We start from the raw sequence: 15,621 nt of genomic DNA, 5'->3' as shown, positions 1-15,621 counted from the left end.
AAAAAAAGAATCCGCATACGAGCGCGGATTCTTTTTTATGCTGATTAGTTAGGTCTGACAAGGATTTTGACTTGGCTTTTCTCTTTAATAAGAGCCCCGAAGCCTTCCTCAATCAAATCATCTAGCACGATTTTTTTCGTTACAAGTTTGTCGGCTGAGAAATAGCCTTCTTTCATTAATGACAATACAGCCGGGAAGATGTCGCGGTATCCGATAATTCCTTTTACTGTACGTTCCTTGATGACGATATCGTTCGGATGGATTTCAGCACCTTTTTCCCAAATGCTGACGATGACGGTTTCACCGGCAATTGTAGTGGACTGGATGGCTTGTCGCAACACCACTGGAACACCAGTGACTTCAAATGCTACGTCAACTCCGCCTCCTGTACGTTCTGCAATCTCAGCGACTACATCGTCTGTTTTAGACGGATCAACGATGATCGCGCCAAGCTCCTCAGCCTTTTGCTGGCGTTCAGGTGAAAGCTCAACAGCGTAAATATCAGTTGCACCGGCAGCCTTCAGCGCTTCAATCACAAGAAGTCCGATCGGGCCGCAGCCGAATACAGCCGCTTTGTCGCCGGCTTTGAGTTTGCTTGAGCGGACAGCATATAGAGCGACTGCTGAAGGTTCAACGAGCGCACCTTGTTCGTATGATAATTCCTCAGGGAGTTTGAATAAAAGCTCTTCATCTACAGAGACGTATTCAGAGAAACCGCCGCCTCCGCCGGCTAAGCCGAGGAATCCCATTTGTTCATCAAGGTTGTAAGCGCCCTGGTGGCCGTGTGTAGCAAAAATCGGTTCTACTACGACGCGGTCTCCAACTTTATAATTTTCAACGCCTTCTCCGACTTCGACAACTTCACCGGAGAATTCATGCCCCATTGTGACAGGTGCTGTTTCATTTGTTAATGGGTGCGGTTTGTCAACCGGAATAAAGATCGGGCCGCCGAGATATTCGTGTAAATCACTCCCGCAGATGCCGCACCATTTGACTTTGATCTTTACTTTTCCCGGCTCCGTTTTTGGCTCTTCAATATGTTCAATACGGATATCCTTTTGGTTATGCCATCTTGCTGCCTTCATGGATTACCACTCCTATAACTTTTGATGTGAGTAATTCCGCACCGGTCAATATGAACTGTTCACAAAATCGCCATTTTTAAAACCAAAAAAGAAATGAAATTTTTATATAATATAATCTACGTTTTTTTGAAAAAAGAAACTTTGAAGAAGAAAGAGTCTCGCACACTCTTTTTTCTTTATATGAGAGTATCAATCGTTTACATAGCTATGAATTTGGTTTGAACAATACGGTAATGGTTCGTTCATATTGAATGCGACAACTACTCTATTAATAATTATAACGCTAATACCGCTATTATAATAGGATAATCTTCCATGGTTTATTTTAGCAGAGGTAACTTTTTTGACTTTGTAACATTACTGTAAGGATATTGAAATAAAAAATAGCTGGTTGATCGTGTATAATCTTCCTAGATGTTAACAAACAGGGGGACGAAATGTTGAAGAAAGTCATTTTAGCCGCTTTTATCTTAGTAGGAAGTACTTTGGGAGCTTTGAGTTTTTCATCAGATGCCAGTGCGAAACATGTGAACGGAAATATTACTTGGTATAATGGAGTCGGGAAAAAAGGCTCTTCAGGTAAGAAACTTGGACATTGGGATTGTGCGACCAAGATCGGATTTGATGTTCCTAGAAACGGAACAAAAATCAGAGCTTATGCAAAAGCGAAGCCTAAAAAGGTGATTACGGTTTATAAAAATGATGTTGGCAGAATGCCTAATGCGGTGCTTGATGTAAGTCCTAAAGCGTTTAAAGCGCTTGGATATCCATTAAGCAAAGGTAAGGTAGCGGGGCATTACAGCTATTAATTTACATATATAATCTGTAAAGCAAGAAGTCACATTCTTGCTTTTTCTATTGGTGGAGATAAAAGATGAAAAAAAGTATCATATTATTGTTAGCAGTGATAATAGCGGCAGCTGCCGCGGGGGTTGCGTTTTATGTTGCAAAGGATAAAGGCCATCAGAAGGCTGCTGATGTGACAGTCAATACCGAAAGCGGTGATGAGCTGCTGGTTTCCATTACAGATACGGATCTGCTGACAAAGTATTATGAAAATGACAAGGTGATCCATGAGGAAAAGCTGACCAGCTATCCGGCATTTACCTTGGATCAAAAACAGCAGGTGCTCTATTATACGGGCAATAATGATCAGAATGAAATGAGGCTTTTTAGGCTGGATCTAAAGTCTAATAAAAAGACGATGCTTTATAAAGGCGCGGAGAGTGCGGACAGTTTGTTTTTATCAAAGGACCGTTCAACCATCTATTTCCGTTTAGGAAAAGCGGACGAAAGCAATTTCCGGATCGCCGCTTTTGATCTGAAAACGAAGAAGTACAAAAACATTTATCCTGCCGCTAATGATCAGGATGACACCGTCAGCAGCTTCTTTTATAACCCAAAAAACGATTCATTTGCATTGCTTCATTATTCTGTAGAAGAAGACTACAAGAAAACAGATGAAGCAAACGAAAAGGGCATCGACCCTGAACCAACAACGATTCATTTTGCGGAAGGCCGCCAAAATGAATTTAATGAGCTTAAAAGCCTAAACCAATTTATCAGCGATATTGCTGTTTCTGATGATGATAAACGTATTTTATTTACATCATATACGCAGAGAGGGACGGAGCAAACCGCTGCTATTCAGATGCTTAATGCGAATACGAAAAAGTATGAAAACATCATCTCAAATCAAAAATCATTTAAGCTGTTAATTGACGCACAGCCTCAGTTCTCTAAGGATGGAAAGAATATTTATTTTCTTGCCGAAGCCAAGGGGGCTAAAAAGCTGAAGGACGAAACAGGGCGTGAAGCTAAGGTGCGGACGATTTATTCCTATAACCTTGAAAATAAGACCTTCAAAAAAGTATGGGAAAATCCGAACGGCATCATTAATAGCTTTTCTGTGATCAACTAATAAAAACCACTCGGCTTAGGCTGAGTGGTTTTTTAATGGACAAGGTGCCGGGCTAATGATCCGAGCCATTTTAAAAAATGGATTAGTGGTATCGACAAAAACAGAAGTTCAACATAAGAGTTCATTGCAAGGTTCAGCTTTTTGAACGCAGCTCTTTTTTGCAGGTCTTTTTGCTGCTGGTTTGAGATCACGTTATCACTCCTTTTGTATCCATATTATACCATTAAAACAAACAAAAAAGCCCTAAACGTTTACAGTTTTGGGCTTCTTTCCTTTTGGCCTCTTGCCATGAGAGGCTTTATTCTGAAATATAGAATTTTGTCTCCGTTCGAGGTTTGTTTGCTTGCAGGAGACTGCGTTTGTTATAGGGAAGAACTAGCTTGTTTTCGTTTGACTGTTGTTTTGGAGATTCACTAATGAACGGATGCCGTCGACCATTTTACTTCCGCACAAAGGGCACAATGGCGTATCACTGCTGGCGAAGTTCTTTCTGGTCCAGCCGTTACAGTCTTCTTTTGTGCATTCCCAAGTACTCACATCTTCTTTTGGCAGCGGTTCTTGATTACGTTTGTTATAGTAAGACATAAAGTCACTTCTTCCCTCATGTATTTTACTGCACATTTCTTATTGTCTCATACTTTTCCCTAATCTCCTAATTCCTTTTTCTTTATGACTTTCCAGTCAGCCCATCTAAAAAGGAGAGGAGTGTGCTGTTAAAAGCGCCGGGCTCTTCTAAAAACGGGCAATGGCTGCTTTTAGAAAAGGTGACGAGTGTCGAGTTTGGAATGTGGCTGTGCAAGTGTTCCCCAGCCGCGGTAGAGAAAAATTTCCGGTCTTCCCCGAAGCACAGCAATGTCGGCACACTAATGTTTTGAAGAGTGTCGCGGTAATCAGCAGCCGTTTGGTTAAATAAAATCGTGCTTGAAATGGCGGCAGGCTGTTTGAGGATTTCTGCCAGCATCCATTCTGTTTCTGTTTCGGCAGGCGGCTCTGCGAACATATTCTGGATGAAGCTTTCGTAGAATGGCAGCGGGTCAGCCTGAATGGCGTGCATCGCTGTTTTTAAACCGTCAAAATCAAACGGGCCGTGTTCCCAGCCCTCCCATTGATAGTCGGAAGCAGATTGATCAATGATGACAGCAGCTTGTATGTTATCATTCCCAAATTGATGGAGATAATCCCATACGACAAAGGCCCCCATTGACCAGCCGGCAAGAACGACATGATCAAGCTCCATTGCGTTTAGAAATTCCCTTACGTCACGGGCGTATTGGGAAATGGTGTGTCCATGAAGCACTTTGTCAGATTCGCCGTGTCCTCTAAGATCAAGACGAATACATTGATAATTGGCAGAAAGCGCCGAAAATTGTTTGTGGAAAAATTGTCCGCTCATCAGCACCCCATGTATAAACAGGATCGGTGTCCCGCTCCCATGTGTTTCATAGTAAAGGCGTGTCTGATCTTCTAATGTGATGTATGGCATATTTCTCCTCCCTTAGTTTCCGTCATGAGTATGACTGGCTGCTGTTGCGCTTGAATGGCTGTTTCACCATTTCATTGTATACATCAATGAAAGTATGACATGTTTGTTTTGCCTCATGCTGAAAATGAATGGCCAGAATAGAAGCAATAGTAAAGCAGTGGTGTGAATTGAGTGTTGTGAAGCTGCCGATGTTTGATTTAATATCGCTGCTCAAATCATAAAAGCGCTGAAAATCAAACTCTCTTTTATTCACAATATATGCAGAGGAAATGAGTATTAATATCTGATCGTGTGAAACTTTTCATTTTCATTTTGATTTTCATTCAGCATAAATGGAAATGTTTTGTGTAGATGGTGTTCAGAAAAAAAGCAGCTCCTTTTGCAGTTTTTACGTAATACGATAAATTGAGGCAAAGGTTTCATAAAGAAAAAAACTTGCCTGCTAGAGGCAAGTTTGTCGGGTTATTTGTTGGGATCAGTTATATCCATCGGTCTCATCATGTCATAGTCCTCATGCTCAAGAATATGGCAGTGCCATACGTATCGTCCGCTGTACGGCCCGAATGTCGCCGCGATTCTCAGGACTTCACCCGCATGCGCTTGAATGGTGTCTTTCCATCCCTTTTCACTTGGCGGCGGCGGGATAGCCGGACCCGTATAGGACAATTCCCCGCTTTCTTGATAACGGGCGATATCAAACGGACGCCGGTCTAATACACGGAAGGAGACCAGATGCAGGTGAATCGGATGTGTTCCGCGTGTCGGGTTGATAATGGACCATATTTCAGTTGTGCCGGCTTTTGGTGCTTCTGTGACAGGATCGTGCCAGCGTTTGTTATTAAGCAGAAGGACAGGTCTGCCGTATTCGTCCTGGGTTCCTGCCAGTTTTAGTGTTCTGATGTTTTGTATTCTTTCATGCTGTACGGAAGGGTATGAGGCGAGGTACTTCGGCTTTCTGCTTTCGTCTTGTTGCGCTAATGGTTTTGTGACTCTGAATTGCATGATATTCGCATCTGTTTCAGGATTGACGTCACCGCCGCAGCCCGCGCTGTTTGCCAAAATGATCGATTCTCCTTCATACGCTGTGAAGTCAATGATGATATCGTAACGTTCAGCAGGCGCAAGACTGAAAGAATTCAATTTAACAGATCGCGGCAGGAGTCCTCCATCTGAACCGACCTGAATAAACTCTCCGCCATTATCGAGTGACAGATTATAGGTTCTTGTATTGGAGGCGTTGATGACGCGGAATCGGTATTTCCTCGGCTCGACTTCCAAGTATGGCCATACCTTCCCGTTGACGAGTATGGTTTCTCCGCAAAAAGCCGGAACGATTGAAGGATTAGGCAGTGACGGAGAAGGGTTTTCCGGTCCGCTCGGATAAAACAAAGAACCGTCCTCATTGATCGTGCGGTCTGTGATAAGAAGCGGCACATCGTATTCGCCTGAAGGCAGTTTTAAGCGTTTTTCCTTTGGATCATGAATGATATAAGCGCCGACAAGTCCGGCATAGACATTTAGCCTGGTGAGCGCCATGGCGTGATCGTGATACCACAATATAGCCCCGCGCTGCTGATTAGGATAATGATAAACCTCTCTTTTGAAATAAGGTCCTGTTTGTTCAAAGTCTTTGGAAAACCAAGCCTCCGGATACCCGTCGCTGTCATCTGGCGTGACGCCGCCATGTAAATGAACAACAGTCTTTACTTCGGGTTCTTCATGCTGGCTGTCACTGTGATGAATGGTGTGATCAACCGGAAGGAAATGCGTGGAAGGAAGATTATTCATCCATTTCACATATACATTTTCATTTCTTTTAACCTCAATGGTAGGGCCCGGAAATAAGCCGTTGTAGCCCCACAGGCGGGTCGGAGGGAGATCACGGTGAAGCTGATGAGTGCATTCCTCCATGGTGACTTCGTAGTATGTTTTTTCTTTTGATTGCTGCACTGGCTTTAGTGTATCTGGGATTGGGAGAGCATCCACAAATTTTTCAAGTGTCATTTTCATCTGTCCTTATTTAAATTTTCCAAATTGGTATTATAGTTAATGACAATAAGGACGTGATGGTTACAAAAAATCTTCGTGCTGAAGACTGCCTAATGAAGAAAATAACAAAATCCTAAACGGCAGGCCGTTTAGGATTTGATCAGCGTTAAGGCAGGATATCGGGCTGCTGCTGTGTGACTGGCTTTGCAGCTACTTTCTCGCCCACCTTGCGTTTTCTGAACACAAGGTAAGAAGCCAGAACGATTCCCGTGATGACACCTGTCAGCAGAAGCTCATCTCGCATGGAATCAATAAACGCCATGGACACTAAAATTCCGCAGATGGCGATGATGGTCAAGTAAGTGAGGAAAGGGAAAAACCACATTTTGATTTTCAAAGCTTCCGGGTTTGTTTTTTCGAGTTTTTTCCGCATTCTCAGCTGGGAAACAGCGATGACAAGGTAGACGAGTAAAGCGATTGCGCCTGATGAGTTGACTAAAAATAGAAAGACAGTATCCGGTGAGAAATAGTTCATTACGACCGCGATATAAGAGAAAAATGTTCCGGCTACAATAGCTTGTACAGGAACGCCTTTTTTGCTCAATTTCATAAAACGGCGCGGTGCCTCGTTTCTTTCTGCAAGTGAATATAGCATTCTGGATGTGGTGTACAAACCTGAATTCAGGCAAGAGAGTACGGCTGTGAGGACGATAAAGTTCATGATCTGTGCGGCTGCCGGCACTCCTATATGCTCAAGTACAGCGACGAAAGGGCTTTCTAAAATATTTGCTGAATTCCATGGCAAGAGCGCCACGACTACGGCGATAGAGCCCACGTAAAAGACGATGATGCGCCATACAACGGATCTGGTTGCTTTTGTCACAGATTCGATCGGGTTGGATGTTTCTCCTGCTGCAATGGCAACGATTTCAGTTCCCATAAAAGAGAAGATGACAACGACAATGCCGAGCAGTACAGTGCTGATGCCTTCCGGGAAAAACCCGCCTTTGCCTGTAATATTCGAAAAACCGACTGGCTCACTGCCCGGTGCAAAGCCAAAAATAAAGGCAAAACCAACGATTAGAAAAGCAATGATGGTCACAACTTTAATGAGGGAGAACCAATACTCAAACTCACCGAAAGACTTAACGGAGTAGACGTTTGTCAGGGTGAGCACAATCGTCAAAATCAAACTTGTCAGCCAGAGCGGAATATCATGGAACCAGTATTGAATAATGCCAGCACCGGCAATGGCTTCGATCGCGATAACGATCACCCAGAAAAACCAGTACAGCCAGCCGATTGTAAATCCTGCCCACGGTCCGATGGCGTCGTGAGCGTATTGAGAAAACGATCCGCTCGTCGGGTTTACGGCAGACATCTCACCGAGCATTCTCATAATAAAAATCACCAATAATCCGGCCAACGCGTAAGAAACAATCGCACCGGGACCGGTCGAGTGAATCACTGAACCGCTGCCTACAAATAGCCCGGCACCGATGACGCCGGCGATCGAAATCATTGTCATATGGCGCGTCTTTAATTCTTTTTTTAATCCTGGTTGAGACTGGTTCATAAGTTACCTCCTTTAAGAATGAAATCATTACTGAATATTATGATAATTGAAACTCTATCATAAATATACAGTTTGTCGAAAATTCATGTGAGAAAATATAACGTTTTATTTCAAATTTGTAGTGATTTGTTTGCGCTTTCATAAAATATAGGAATGAATATTTCGTTTATAATTCACTTTTGCAAGTTTGTTTGATATTTCCAATTCTAAGGATCGCTAATGTGTAGATTTTCATTAGGTTTAAAGGGCTTTTTAGAGTCACAATAAATTGGATTAGAGAAAAAGTGTTCCATCATCACTATTTTTCTGTGGCAGGTGAATCATGTTTCTGTAGACCCACTGCGGTTCAGCTTTGTATGATAATCATAGGAAAACGTGAGCGGAGAGGAGGTTTTTGTATGGAGAGGTATGATGAATTGAAAAAAGGCGAATCCGGGGCGCTGGTCAGTATTGCTGCGTATCTTGTCCTTTCCGCGATTAAACTGATCATCGGTTATTTTTTTCACTCGGAAGCACTTACGGCAGACGGGTTAAATAACACAACGGACATTATTGCTTCTGTTGCTGTTCTGATCGGCCTGCGCATCTCTCAAAAACCTCCTGACGAAGATCATCCATACGGCCACTTTCGGGCGGAAACGATTGCATCGCTTATCGCATCCTTTATTATGATGGTTGTCGGTTTGCAAGTGCTGTTCAATGCCGGAGAATCTATTTTTTCTGCTAAGCAAGAGACGCCGGATATGATCGCGGCTTGGACGGCAGCAGGCGGGGCAGCACTGATGCTGGTCGTTTACCAGTACAATAAAAGGCTGGCCAAGAAGGTAAAGAGCCAGGCGCTCCTTGCTGCGGCTGCTGATAATAAATCAGATGCGTTCGTCAGTATCGGCACGTTTATCGGCATTGTGGCTGCTCAATTCCATCTGGCTTGGATCGATACGGTCACTGCGTTTGTGATAGGTCTTCTCATTTGCAAGACCGCATGGGATATTTTTAAAGAGTCATCTCACTCTTTGACAGATGGATTCGATACAAAGGACATTTCAGCTTATAAACAGACGATTGAAAAAATCTCCGGTGTGAGCCGTTTAAAAGACATAAAAGCAAGATACTTGGGCAGTACGGTTCATGTTGATGTAGTGGTTGAGGTATCGGCAGATTTAAATATTACGGAAAGCCACGATATAGCCAATGAAATTGAGCGGAGGATGAAGGAGGAGCATGCGATTGACTATTCACATGTTCATATGGAGCCTTTGGAACAAAAATAATGGAGCTTCCTGTCATAGGAAGCTTTTTTGCGTGATTTCTTCTGCTTGGGTTGGAAACAATTTGCTAGAATCGTTTTTTTATACAAATCTCTTTTTGTGGTAAAGTTAGGTTACGATATGATGAATTTTGTAGATAAATAGGAGGAAAAGAATGGCATATCAAGAGGACCTGCATCCTTTGCTGGGGAAAGCAGTTGAACATATTAATAGAGTAATGGTTGGAAAACGAGACATCGCCATACTCAGCTTAGCAGCCCTTCTTGCCAAAGGGCATGTGCTGCTTGAGGATGTACCCGGAGTCGGAAAAACGATGATGGTCCGCGCGCTGGCGAAGTCAATCAGCGCCGATTTCAAAAGAATCCAATTCACTCCGGATTTGCTGCCATCTGATGTAACAGGGGTATCTATCTATAATGCAAAAACGATGGAATTTGAATATCGTCCCGGTCCGATTATGGGAAATATCGTGCTGGCCGATGAAATCAATCGTACCTCTCCGAAGACACAGTCGGCTTTGCTTGAAGCGATGGAAGAGGGAAGCGTAACGGTAGATGGCCATACGATGCCGCTTGCCGCTCCGTTTTTTGTGATGGCAACGCAAAACCCGGTCGAATATGAAGGGACCTATCCTTTGCCGGAAGCCCAGCTTGACCGTTTTTTATTCAAACTTCGGATGGGGTATCCGTCCTTTAATGAAGAGCTTGATGTCTTATCTCTTCAGGAAAAAAGCCATCCGATTGAGACGCTTGAGCCGGTTATTACTAGAGAAGATTTCATCCGTTTGCAGCGGGAAGTGCAAAATGTCCGTGCCGATGACAGTATTAAAGAATATATCGTTGAAATCGTGCAGAAAACGAGACAGCATCCCTCTGTTCAATTAGGTGTCAGTCCGCGCGGCTCAATCGCTCTCATGAAAGCGGCACAGGCCTACGCGCTGCTGCATCATCGCGACTATGTCATCCCGGATGATATTCAATATTTAGCTCCTTTCACGCTGCCGCACCGGATGATGCTTCATCCTGAGGCAAAATTTGAAGGGATTCAGGCAGAAGCGATCGTAGGGGAGATCATGTCAGCTGTGAAGGTGCCGGTTCAAAGGTCGTCGGTCCGCTGATGAATAAGAATTGGCAATGGCTTGTATATGGTTGGAAGCTGATAATATTAACTTTATTGACGGCTGCTGTTTTTTCTTATGCGATGTTTCAGGGCGGCTTTGTCAGCTGGTTTTTGTTTTACGCGTTTTTCCCTTTTGTCTTGTATGCCGGGCTGCTGGCATTGTATCCGCTCCGCTCATTTCAGGCTTCACGGCAGATGGATAAAACACAATTGCATGCGGGGGACAGGCTGGGCGTGACGATTACGCTGAGACGGAAGCTGCCGTTTCCCCTGATGTATATGGTGATTGAAGATTGCCTGCCAGAAGGAATTGAGTCCTTGAAGCGAGACGAAGCTGCGGCCAAACGGCTCGTTTTTCCTTGGTTTAAACGGAGTATGACGATGTCGTATGAATTAGCTCGGGTACCGCGCGGAGAGCATCACCTTCATGCTGTCAGGGTGCGAACCGGAGATGTTCTTGGATTGATTGAAAAAACAGCATTTTTTGAGCTGGGAGATATCCTGTTTGTTTATCCATCCTTTCAGCGTTTTTCCTATCAGGTGAATGAGAGGCATCAGGAAGACGGTGTAAGCGGTTCTTCTCCTATTCATCAGCACCATTCCTCAGTCGCAGCAAGTGTGCGGAATTATCAGCCGGGAGACCGGTTTGCTGCATTAGATTGGAAGACTTCTGCACGGCGGAGCCAGCTGATGACGAAGGAATTTGAACCTTCCCGAAGCAAAAATCTGTTTCTTCTGATGGACCGTTTTCCCTCTGAAGCATTCGAAGAGGTCGTTTCAGCGACTGCTTCGATCCTTTATTCTGTTTTAAAAAACGGAGCGGGCGCAGGATTGGCTTCCGTCGGAAAGGAAAAAAACATTTTCCCTATTCAGGAAGGGGATGAGCATTTTAAGCACATGCTTCGGCATTTAGCAGTGGTTCATTGTAATGCGGCTGACCCGATAAGCCGATATGTACGGGAGGAGCTGGGAAAGCCATCTGTTCGCCAAGCCGATCAAGTGGTCGTCACAGGACAGGTAACGGAAGATCTGCTGCACCTCGCAGAAATCGGAGGCGGCCGGGTTACGGTGATACTGGCAAAAGAGAAAGATGCTGAGCTTTCTCAAGCTGAAAATATCGTGATTGAACGCATGATGAAACGCCAAATCAGAGTTCAGGTCATGAGGGGCGGACGAGTTTCGCGTGTTGTTTAGAAAGAGAGGTGACGGGTTCACATGCCGCACGATGATCAGAAGGGAAGCCGTTTGAGCTTGCTGTTATTTTATTTTCTGGCTTTTTTATTGCTGTGGGAGTGGCTCAGACCGCTCAACAGTTTTACTGAAACGAAACATACGGGCTTTTTTATTGTCTTTATCGGCTTGACGTTTTTGCTGACTTTTTTCCGGATGAGGTGGTTTGTCACCGTTCCTTTTTGTATCTTATTTACATTGCTCTCGATACACATCCTGTTTTATCAAGGATCTATATTCGACTTGAGCTGGGTCAGCTCTTTTTTGCAGGATATCTATCTGAATATCACGCTGATTCAATCAGGGCAATGGAATGACATGATTCCTTCTTTTCGGACCCTGCTGTTTTTTGTGCTGCTGTGGCTGCTGGTCTATCTCCTGCATTATTGGGTGATTTACCAGAGAAGAATTTTGTTTTTCTTTATGATGACAGTAGCGTATATTACGATTCTTGATACCTTTACGCCATATGATGCCACTTTTGCCGTCATCCGTATCGTGCTGATCGGCTTCTTTATGCTGGGCCTTTTATACTTAGAACGCATTAAGCTGATGGAAAGAATCACACTGCCAAAAACATCTGTCCTAAAATGGTTTCTTCCTTTATCTGTATTGGTTTTGGCTGCAGTGGGATTCGGGCTCGCCGCTCCAAAATCAGATCCGGCCTGGCCTGATCCGGTGCCTTTTCTTAAAAAAATCACTCATCAAGACCGGGTGTCTGCAGGGGAAAGCAAAATCGGATACGGGAATCATGATGAATCACTCGGCGGCCCGTTCCAGCAGGATGCTACACCCGTTTTTACATGGCAGGGAAAAGAGCGGACGTATTTCCGTGTGGAAACGAAGGATACGTATACCGGGAAAGGCTGGGTTGAAACAGACACAGGCATGTCATATCAGCTTAGCGGAGGAAAAGTGGAAAATCTGTGGTTTGACCATAAAGTGGCAACAGAGCGCCGCACAGTCCGTGTAAAGGTTGATAAGCACTATGGGTACAACCATTTGATGTATCCGATTGGTGCGGTCACCATTCAGCCAAAGCAGGCTGTCTCACTTGAAATGAACGGCAACACGGAGCAAATTTCTCCGATCAGTGAACAAGCCGGTGAAATCAGAAATATGGGGAATTATAAAGTAGCGTACAATTCCCCGGTCTATAAGCTGGATGAACTGAGAAAGGTAAAAGTGAGAAAAAACAGTGAGGAGTACACATTCAGCGATCGCTACATGCAGCTTCCAGATTCACTGCCAGAGCGGGTGAGAACCCTTGCGATCAAACTGACTCAGGATCACGACAATATGTTTGATAAGGTGAAAGCGGTTGAGGACTATTTAGGGTCAAATGCGTTCACATATGAAACAGAAAACGTGACCATTCCTAAGAATGATGAGGATTATGTCGATCAATTTCTGTTTGAAACGAAAATGGGTTATTGTGATAACTTTTCTTCCGCCATGGTGGTGCTCTTGCGCTCGGCCGGCATTCCGGCCCGCTGGGTAAAGGGTTATACGTCCGGCGAATACAAAGAAGCAGGAAACAAAAATGGCAGCATCTACGAAGTGACAAATAACAATGCCCATTCCTGGGTAGAGGTGTATTTCCCGGAACAGGGCTGGGTTACATTTGAGCCGACTAAAGGGTTTACAAATCCGGCCCAATTTACTTCTTCTGAAACAAAGGACTCCGGCAGCGATAACAGCAGCTCGCTGAAGAAAACAAAAGAGAAACAGAAAGAAGAGAAAAAACAGCCGCAAAAAGAGGTAAACCAAAAGGAAAAGCGGGAGTCGGCTGTTTCTAAAAAGCCGTCCGCTTCGCATACAAATGCCGGTGCAGGCTGGTATGCAGCGCTTGTGGTTCTTGCAGTCCTCCTGGTGGCAGCGGTATTGCTGTATGCTTTCCGTTCGTTATGGATTCCTGTTTTCGCTGTGAGGAAATTGAAGCGGCGCAGCGATCAGCACGCGTTTTTTGAGGCATATGGCGCACTGCTGAAACAACTGAAGAGAAAAGGACTGCCGAAACGAGACAGTGAAACGCTGCGTGATTATGCGAAAAGAATCGATGAAAAATACGACATAGAAGACATGTCAAAGCTGACATTAAGCTATGAAAGGGCGCTTTACAGAAATGAAGATTCTTCGGCGCTATGGAATGATTCGAGAGAGTTATGGGAAAATTTAATTAAAAGAAGATGGTCTTGACCACTTATCGACGTGTTGTTAGAATTAGTGAATATTATCGGAGTCTGGGAGCGAGTTGGCCTGACTCCGGCAAACGGCCTTGCCAAAGAGGGCGGAGCGAGCTTCATATCTGTCCTCGTTTTTTTCTGTGTCAAAAAACTTAGAGGAGATTAGGTGACAACCATGACAAAGTTAGTGAATGAAATGATTCTTGTCCTTGATTTCGGCAGTCAGTATAACCAGCTGATTACACGCCGTATCCGTGAATTCGGTGTATACAGCGAGCTGCATCCACATACATTGACGGCTGAAGAAATTAAAAAAATGAATCCAAAAGGAATTATTTTATCCGGCGGTCCAAACAGTGTGTATGATGAAAACTCTTTCCGCTGTGACGAGAAAATCTTCGAGCTTGATATTCCTGTATTGGGAATTTGCTACGGCATGCAGCTGATGACTCATTACCTTGGCGGTAAAGTTGAAGCGGCAAGCCAGCGTGAATACGGAAAAGCAAACATCCACATCGAAGGCACACCTGATTTGTTCAGAGATCTTCCGAATGAACAAGTGGTTTGGATGAGCCACGGCGATTTGGTTGTAGAAGTTCCTGAAGGCTTCACTGTTGACGCGACAAGCCATCACTGCCCGAACTCAGCAATGAGCAAAGTAGACAAAAAATGGTACGGCGTTCAGTTCCACCCGGAAGTGCGCCACTCTGAATACGGCAATGATCTTCTGAAAAACTTTGTATTCGGTGTTTGCGAATGCGAAGGCGAATGGTCAATGGAGAACTTTATCGAAATCGAAATGCAAAAAATCCGTGAAACGGTCGGAGACAAACAGGTTCTTTGCGCGCTAAGCGGCGGCGTTGATTCCTCTGTTGTTGCTGTTTTGATTCATAAAGCGATCGGCGACCAGCTGACTTGTATCTTTGTAGACCATGGTCTTCTCCGTAAAGGCGAAGCTGAGGGTGTTATGAAAACATTCAGCGAAGGCTTTAACATGAACGTGATTAAAGTAGACGCACAAGATCGATTCTTAAATAAACTAAAAGGCGTTTCTGATCCTGAGCAAAAACGCAAAATCATCGGTAATGAATTCATTTACGTATTCGATGATGAAGCGGACAAGCTCAAAGGCATCGACTACCTTGCACAAGGTACGCTTTACACAGATATCATCGAGAGCGGTACCGCAACGGCGCAAACGATCAAATCTCACCACAATGTCGGCGGGCTTCCTGAAGACATGCAGTTTGAGCTGATCGAGCCGTTAAACACGCTCTTCAAAGACGAAGTGCGCGCGCTTGGCACAGAGCTCGGCATTCCGGATGAAATCGTGTGGCGCCAGCCGTTCCCAGGACCGGGACTCGGAATCCGCGTTCTTGGCGAAGTAACAGAAGAAAAACTAGAAATCGTTCGTGAATCAGATGCAATCTTGCGTGAAGAAATTGCAAATCACGGCTTAGAGCGTGATATCTGGCAATACTTCACTGTTCTTCCTGACATCCGCAGCGTTGGTGTTATGGGTGACGCAAGAACATATGATTACACAATCGGAATCCGCGCCGTTACATCAATCGACGGCATGACATCTGACTGGGCGCGTATCCCGTGGGATGTGCTTGAAGTCATTTCGACACGTATCGTAAACGAAGTGAAGCACATTAACCGCGTGGTGTACGATATTACAAGCAAGCCGCCTGCGACGATTGAGTGGGAATAAGTAAATAACAATGAGAAAAACGTCCCTTTTTCAAAAGGGGCGTTTTT

13 protein-coding genes and 1 pseudogene are annotated in these 15,621 nt (G+C 44.4%); 7 read left to right on the top strand and 7 right to left on the bottom strand.

Translation table 11 applies throughout. The features are described from left to right. Positions 1-44 precede the first annotated feature (44 nt). Positions 45-1,085 carry a (R,R)-butanediol dehydrogenase gene (gene bdhA / locus BFW96_RS16835; RefSeq protein ID WP_069149081.1) on the bottom strand — a complete coding sequence of 347 codons (1,041 nt, stop codon included), beginning with the start codon at positions 1,083-1,085 and terminating at the stop codon, positions 45-47. Between the two features lie 437 nt (positions 1,086-1,522). On the opposite strand from bdhA, the gene walM reads away from it, so the two are divergent. Together walM and BFW96_RS16825 are read left to right on the top strand one after the other, a co-directional pair. After that, positions 1,523-1,894, top strand: a complete 372-nt coding sequence (walM, locus tag BFW96_RS16830; RefSeq protein WP_004397746.1) for a cell wall metabolism protein WalM — start codon at positions 1,523-1,525, stop codon at positions 1,892-1,894. A gap of 65 nt (positions 1,895-1,959) precedes the next feature. Continuing rightward, the gene (locus BFW96_RS16825) at positions 1,960-3,006 is read left to right on the top strand and encodes a YncE family protein (RefSeq protein ID WP_069840079.1); all 1,047 of its coding nucleotides are present in this window, start codon (positions 1,960-1,962) and stop codon (positions 3,004-3,006) included. A gap of 32 nt (positions 3,007-3,038) precedes the next feature. On the opposite strand, the gene BFW96_RS16820 is transcribed toward BFW96_RS16825, so the two are convergent. From BFW96_RS16820 to gabP, 6 genes and pseudogenes are all read right to left on the bottom strand, one after another. Further along, on the bottom strand, positions 3,039-3,197 hold the full coding sequence (locus BFW96_RS16820) for a hypothetical protein (protein WP_040083974.1): 159 nt from the start codon (positions 3,195-3,197) through the stop codon (positions 3,039-3,041). Between the two features lie 184 nt (positions 3,198-3,381). Beyond that, the gene (locus BFW96_RS16815; protein WP_003234008.1) at positions 3,382-3,591 is read right to left on the bottom strand and encodes a cold-shock protein; all 210 of its coding nucleotides are present in this window, start codon (positions 3,589-3,591) and stop codon (positions 3,382-3,384) included. Positions 3,592-3,673: 82 nt separating this feature from the next. Next, entirely contained in the window at positions 3,674-4,489 is an 816-nt protein-coding gene (locus BFW96_RS16810) for an alpha/beta fold hydrolase (RefSeq protein WP_069840078.1), read from the bottom strand. A 43-nt stretch (positions 4,490-4,532) separates the two neighbouring features. Beyond that, positions 4,533-4,790 (bottom strand): annotated as a pseudogene (locus BFW96_RS21285) (DUF4003 family protein); the annotation flags it as partial. Positions 4,791-4,951: 161 nt separating this feature from the next. Continuing rightward, positions 4,952-6,493 carry an outer spore coat copper-dependent laccase CotA gene (cotA, locus tag BFW96_RS16800; protein ID WP_069840076.1) on the bottom strand — a complete coding sequence of 514 codons (1,542 nt, stop codon included), beginning with the start codon at positions 6,491-6,493 and terminating at the stop codon, positions 4,952-4,954. A 151-nt stretch (positions 6,494-6,644) separates the two neighbouring features. Next, a complete protein-coding gene (gabP, locus tag BFW96_RS16795; protein WP_069840075.1) occupies positions 6,645-8,054 on the bottom strand; it encodes a GABA permease in 1,410 nt (469 codons plus the stop codon). Positions 8,055-8,452: 398 nt separating this feature from the next. Here gabP and mneS point away from each other — a divergent pair, with 398 nt between their 5' ends. The 5 genes from mneS (at position 8,453) to guaA (ending at position 15,574) form a co-directional block, all read left to right on the top strand. Next, entirely contained in the window at positions 8,453-9,325 is an 873-nt protein-coding gene (gene mneS / locus BFW96_RS16785; protein ID WP_069840074.1) for a manganese transporter MneS, read from the top strand. A gap of 151 nt (positions 9,326-9,476) precedes the next feature. Then, positions 9,477-10,439 (top strand): AAA family ATPase, encoded by a 963-nt coding sequence (locus tag BFW96_RS16780; protein WP_040083971.1) that lies wholly within the window; start codon positions 9,477-9,479, stop codon positions 10,437-10,439. Then, the gene (locus BFW96_RS16775; RefSeq protein WP_069840073.1) at positions 10,439-11,635 is read left to right on the top strand and encodes a DUF58 domain-containing protein; all 1,197 of its coding nucleotides are present in this window, start codon (positions 10,439-10,441) and stop codon (positions 11,633-11,635) included. The genes BFW96_RS16780 and BFW96_RS16775 overlap by 1 nt, the downstream gene beginning before the upstream one ends. Before the next feature lie 21 nt (positions 11,636-11,656). Beyond that, entirely contained in the window at positions 11,657-13,870 is a 2,214-nt protein-coding gene (locus tag BFW96_RS16770; protein WP_069840072.1) for a transglutaminase TgpA family protein, read from the top strand. A gap of 162 nt (positions 13,871-14,032) precedes the next feature. Next, positions 14,033-15,574: a glutamine-hydrolyzing GMP synthase gene (gene guaA, locus BFW96_RS16765; RefSeq protein ID WP_069840071.1), complete on the top strand. Its 1,542-nt coding sequence runs from the start codon at positions 14,033-14,035 to the stop codon at positions 15,572-15,574. The last annotated feature ends 47 nt before the right edge of the window (positions 15,575-15,621 follow it).

This window comes from Bacillus sp. F56 (assembly GCF_001748205.1).
GTDB classification, from domain to species: domain Bacteria; phylum Bacillota; class Bacilli; order Bacillales; family Bacillaceae; genus Bacillus; species Bacillus stercoris.
Note: the sequence above shows the minus strand (reverse complement) of the source record. Positions and strands in the feature narration are given on the sequence as shown.

Coding starts and splice junctions, on each gene's coding strand:
- BFW96_RS16780 (WP_040083971.1), top strand. CDS start 9,477: ATGGCATATCAAGAGGACCTGCATCCTTTGCTGGGGAAAGCAGTTGAA.
- BFW96_RS16815 (WP_003234008.1), bottom strand. CDS start 3,591: ATGTCTTACTATAACAAACGTAATCAAGAACCGCTGCCAAAAGAAGAT.
- cotA (WP_069840076.1), bottom strand. CDS start 6,493: ATGACACTTGAAAAATTTGTGGATGCTCTCCCAATCCCAGATACACTA.
- BFW96_RS16775 (WP_069840073.1), top strand. CDS start 10,439: ATGAATAAGAATTGGCAATGGCTTGTATATGGTTGGAAGCTGATAATA.
- mneS (WP_069840074.1), top strand. CDS start 8,453: ATGGAGAGGTATGATGAATTGAAAAAAGGCGAATCCGGGGCGCTGGTC.
- walM (WP_004397746.1), top strand. CDS start 1,523: ATGTTGAAGAAAGTCATTTTAGCCGCTTTTATCTTAGTAGGAAGTACT.
- BFW96_RS16810 (WP_069840078.1), bottom strand. CDS start 4,489: ATGCCATACATCACATTAGAAGATCAGACACGCCTTTACTATGAAACA.
- guaA (WP_069840071.1), top strand. CDS start 14,033: ATGACAAAGTTAGTGAATGAAATGATTCTTGTCCTTGATTTCGGCAGT.
- BFW96_RS16770 (WP_069840072.1), top strand. CDS start 11,657: ATGCCGCACGATGATCAGAAGGGAAGCCGTTTGAGCTTGCTGTTATTT.
- bdhA (WP_069149081.1), bottom strand. CDS start 1,085: ATGAAGGCAGCAAGATGGCATAACCAAAAGGATATCCGTATTGAACAT.
- gabP (WP_069840075.1), bottom strand. CDS start 8,054: ATGAACCAGTCTCAACCAGGATTAAAAAAAGAATTAAAGACGCGCCAT.
- BFW96_RS16825 (WP_069840079.1), top strand. CDS start 1,960: ATGAAAAAAAGTATCATATTATTGTTAGCAGTGATAATAGCGGCAGCT.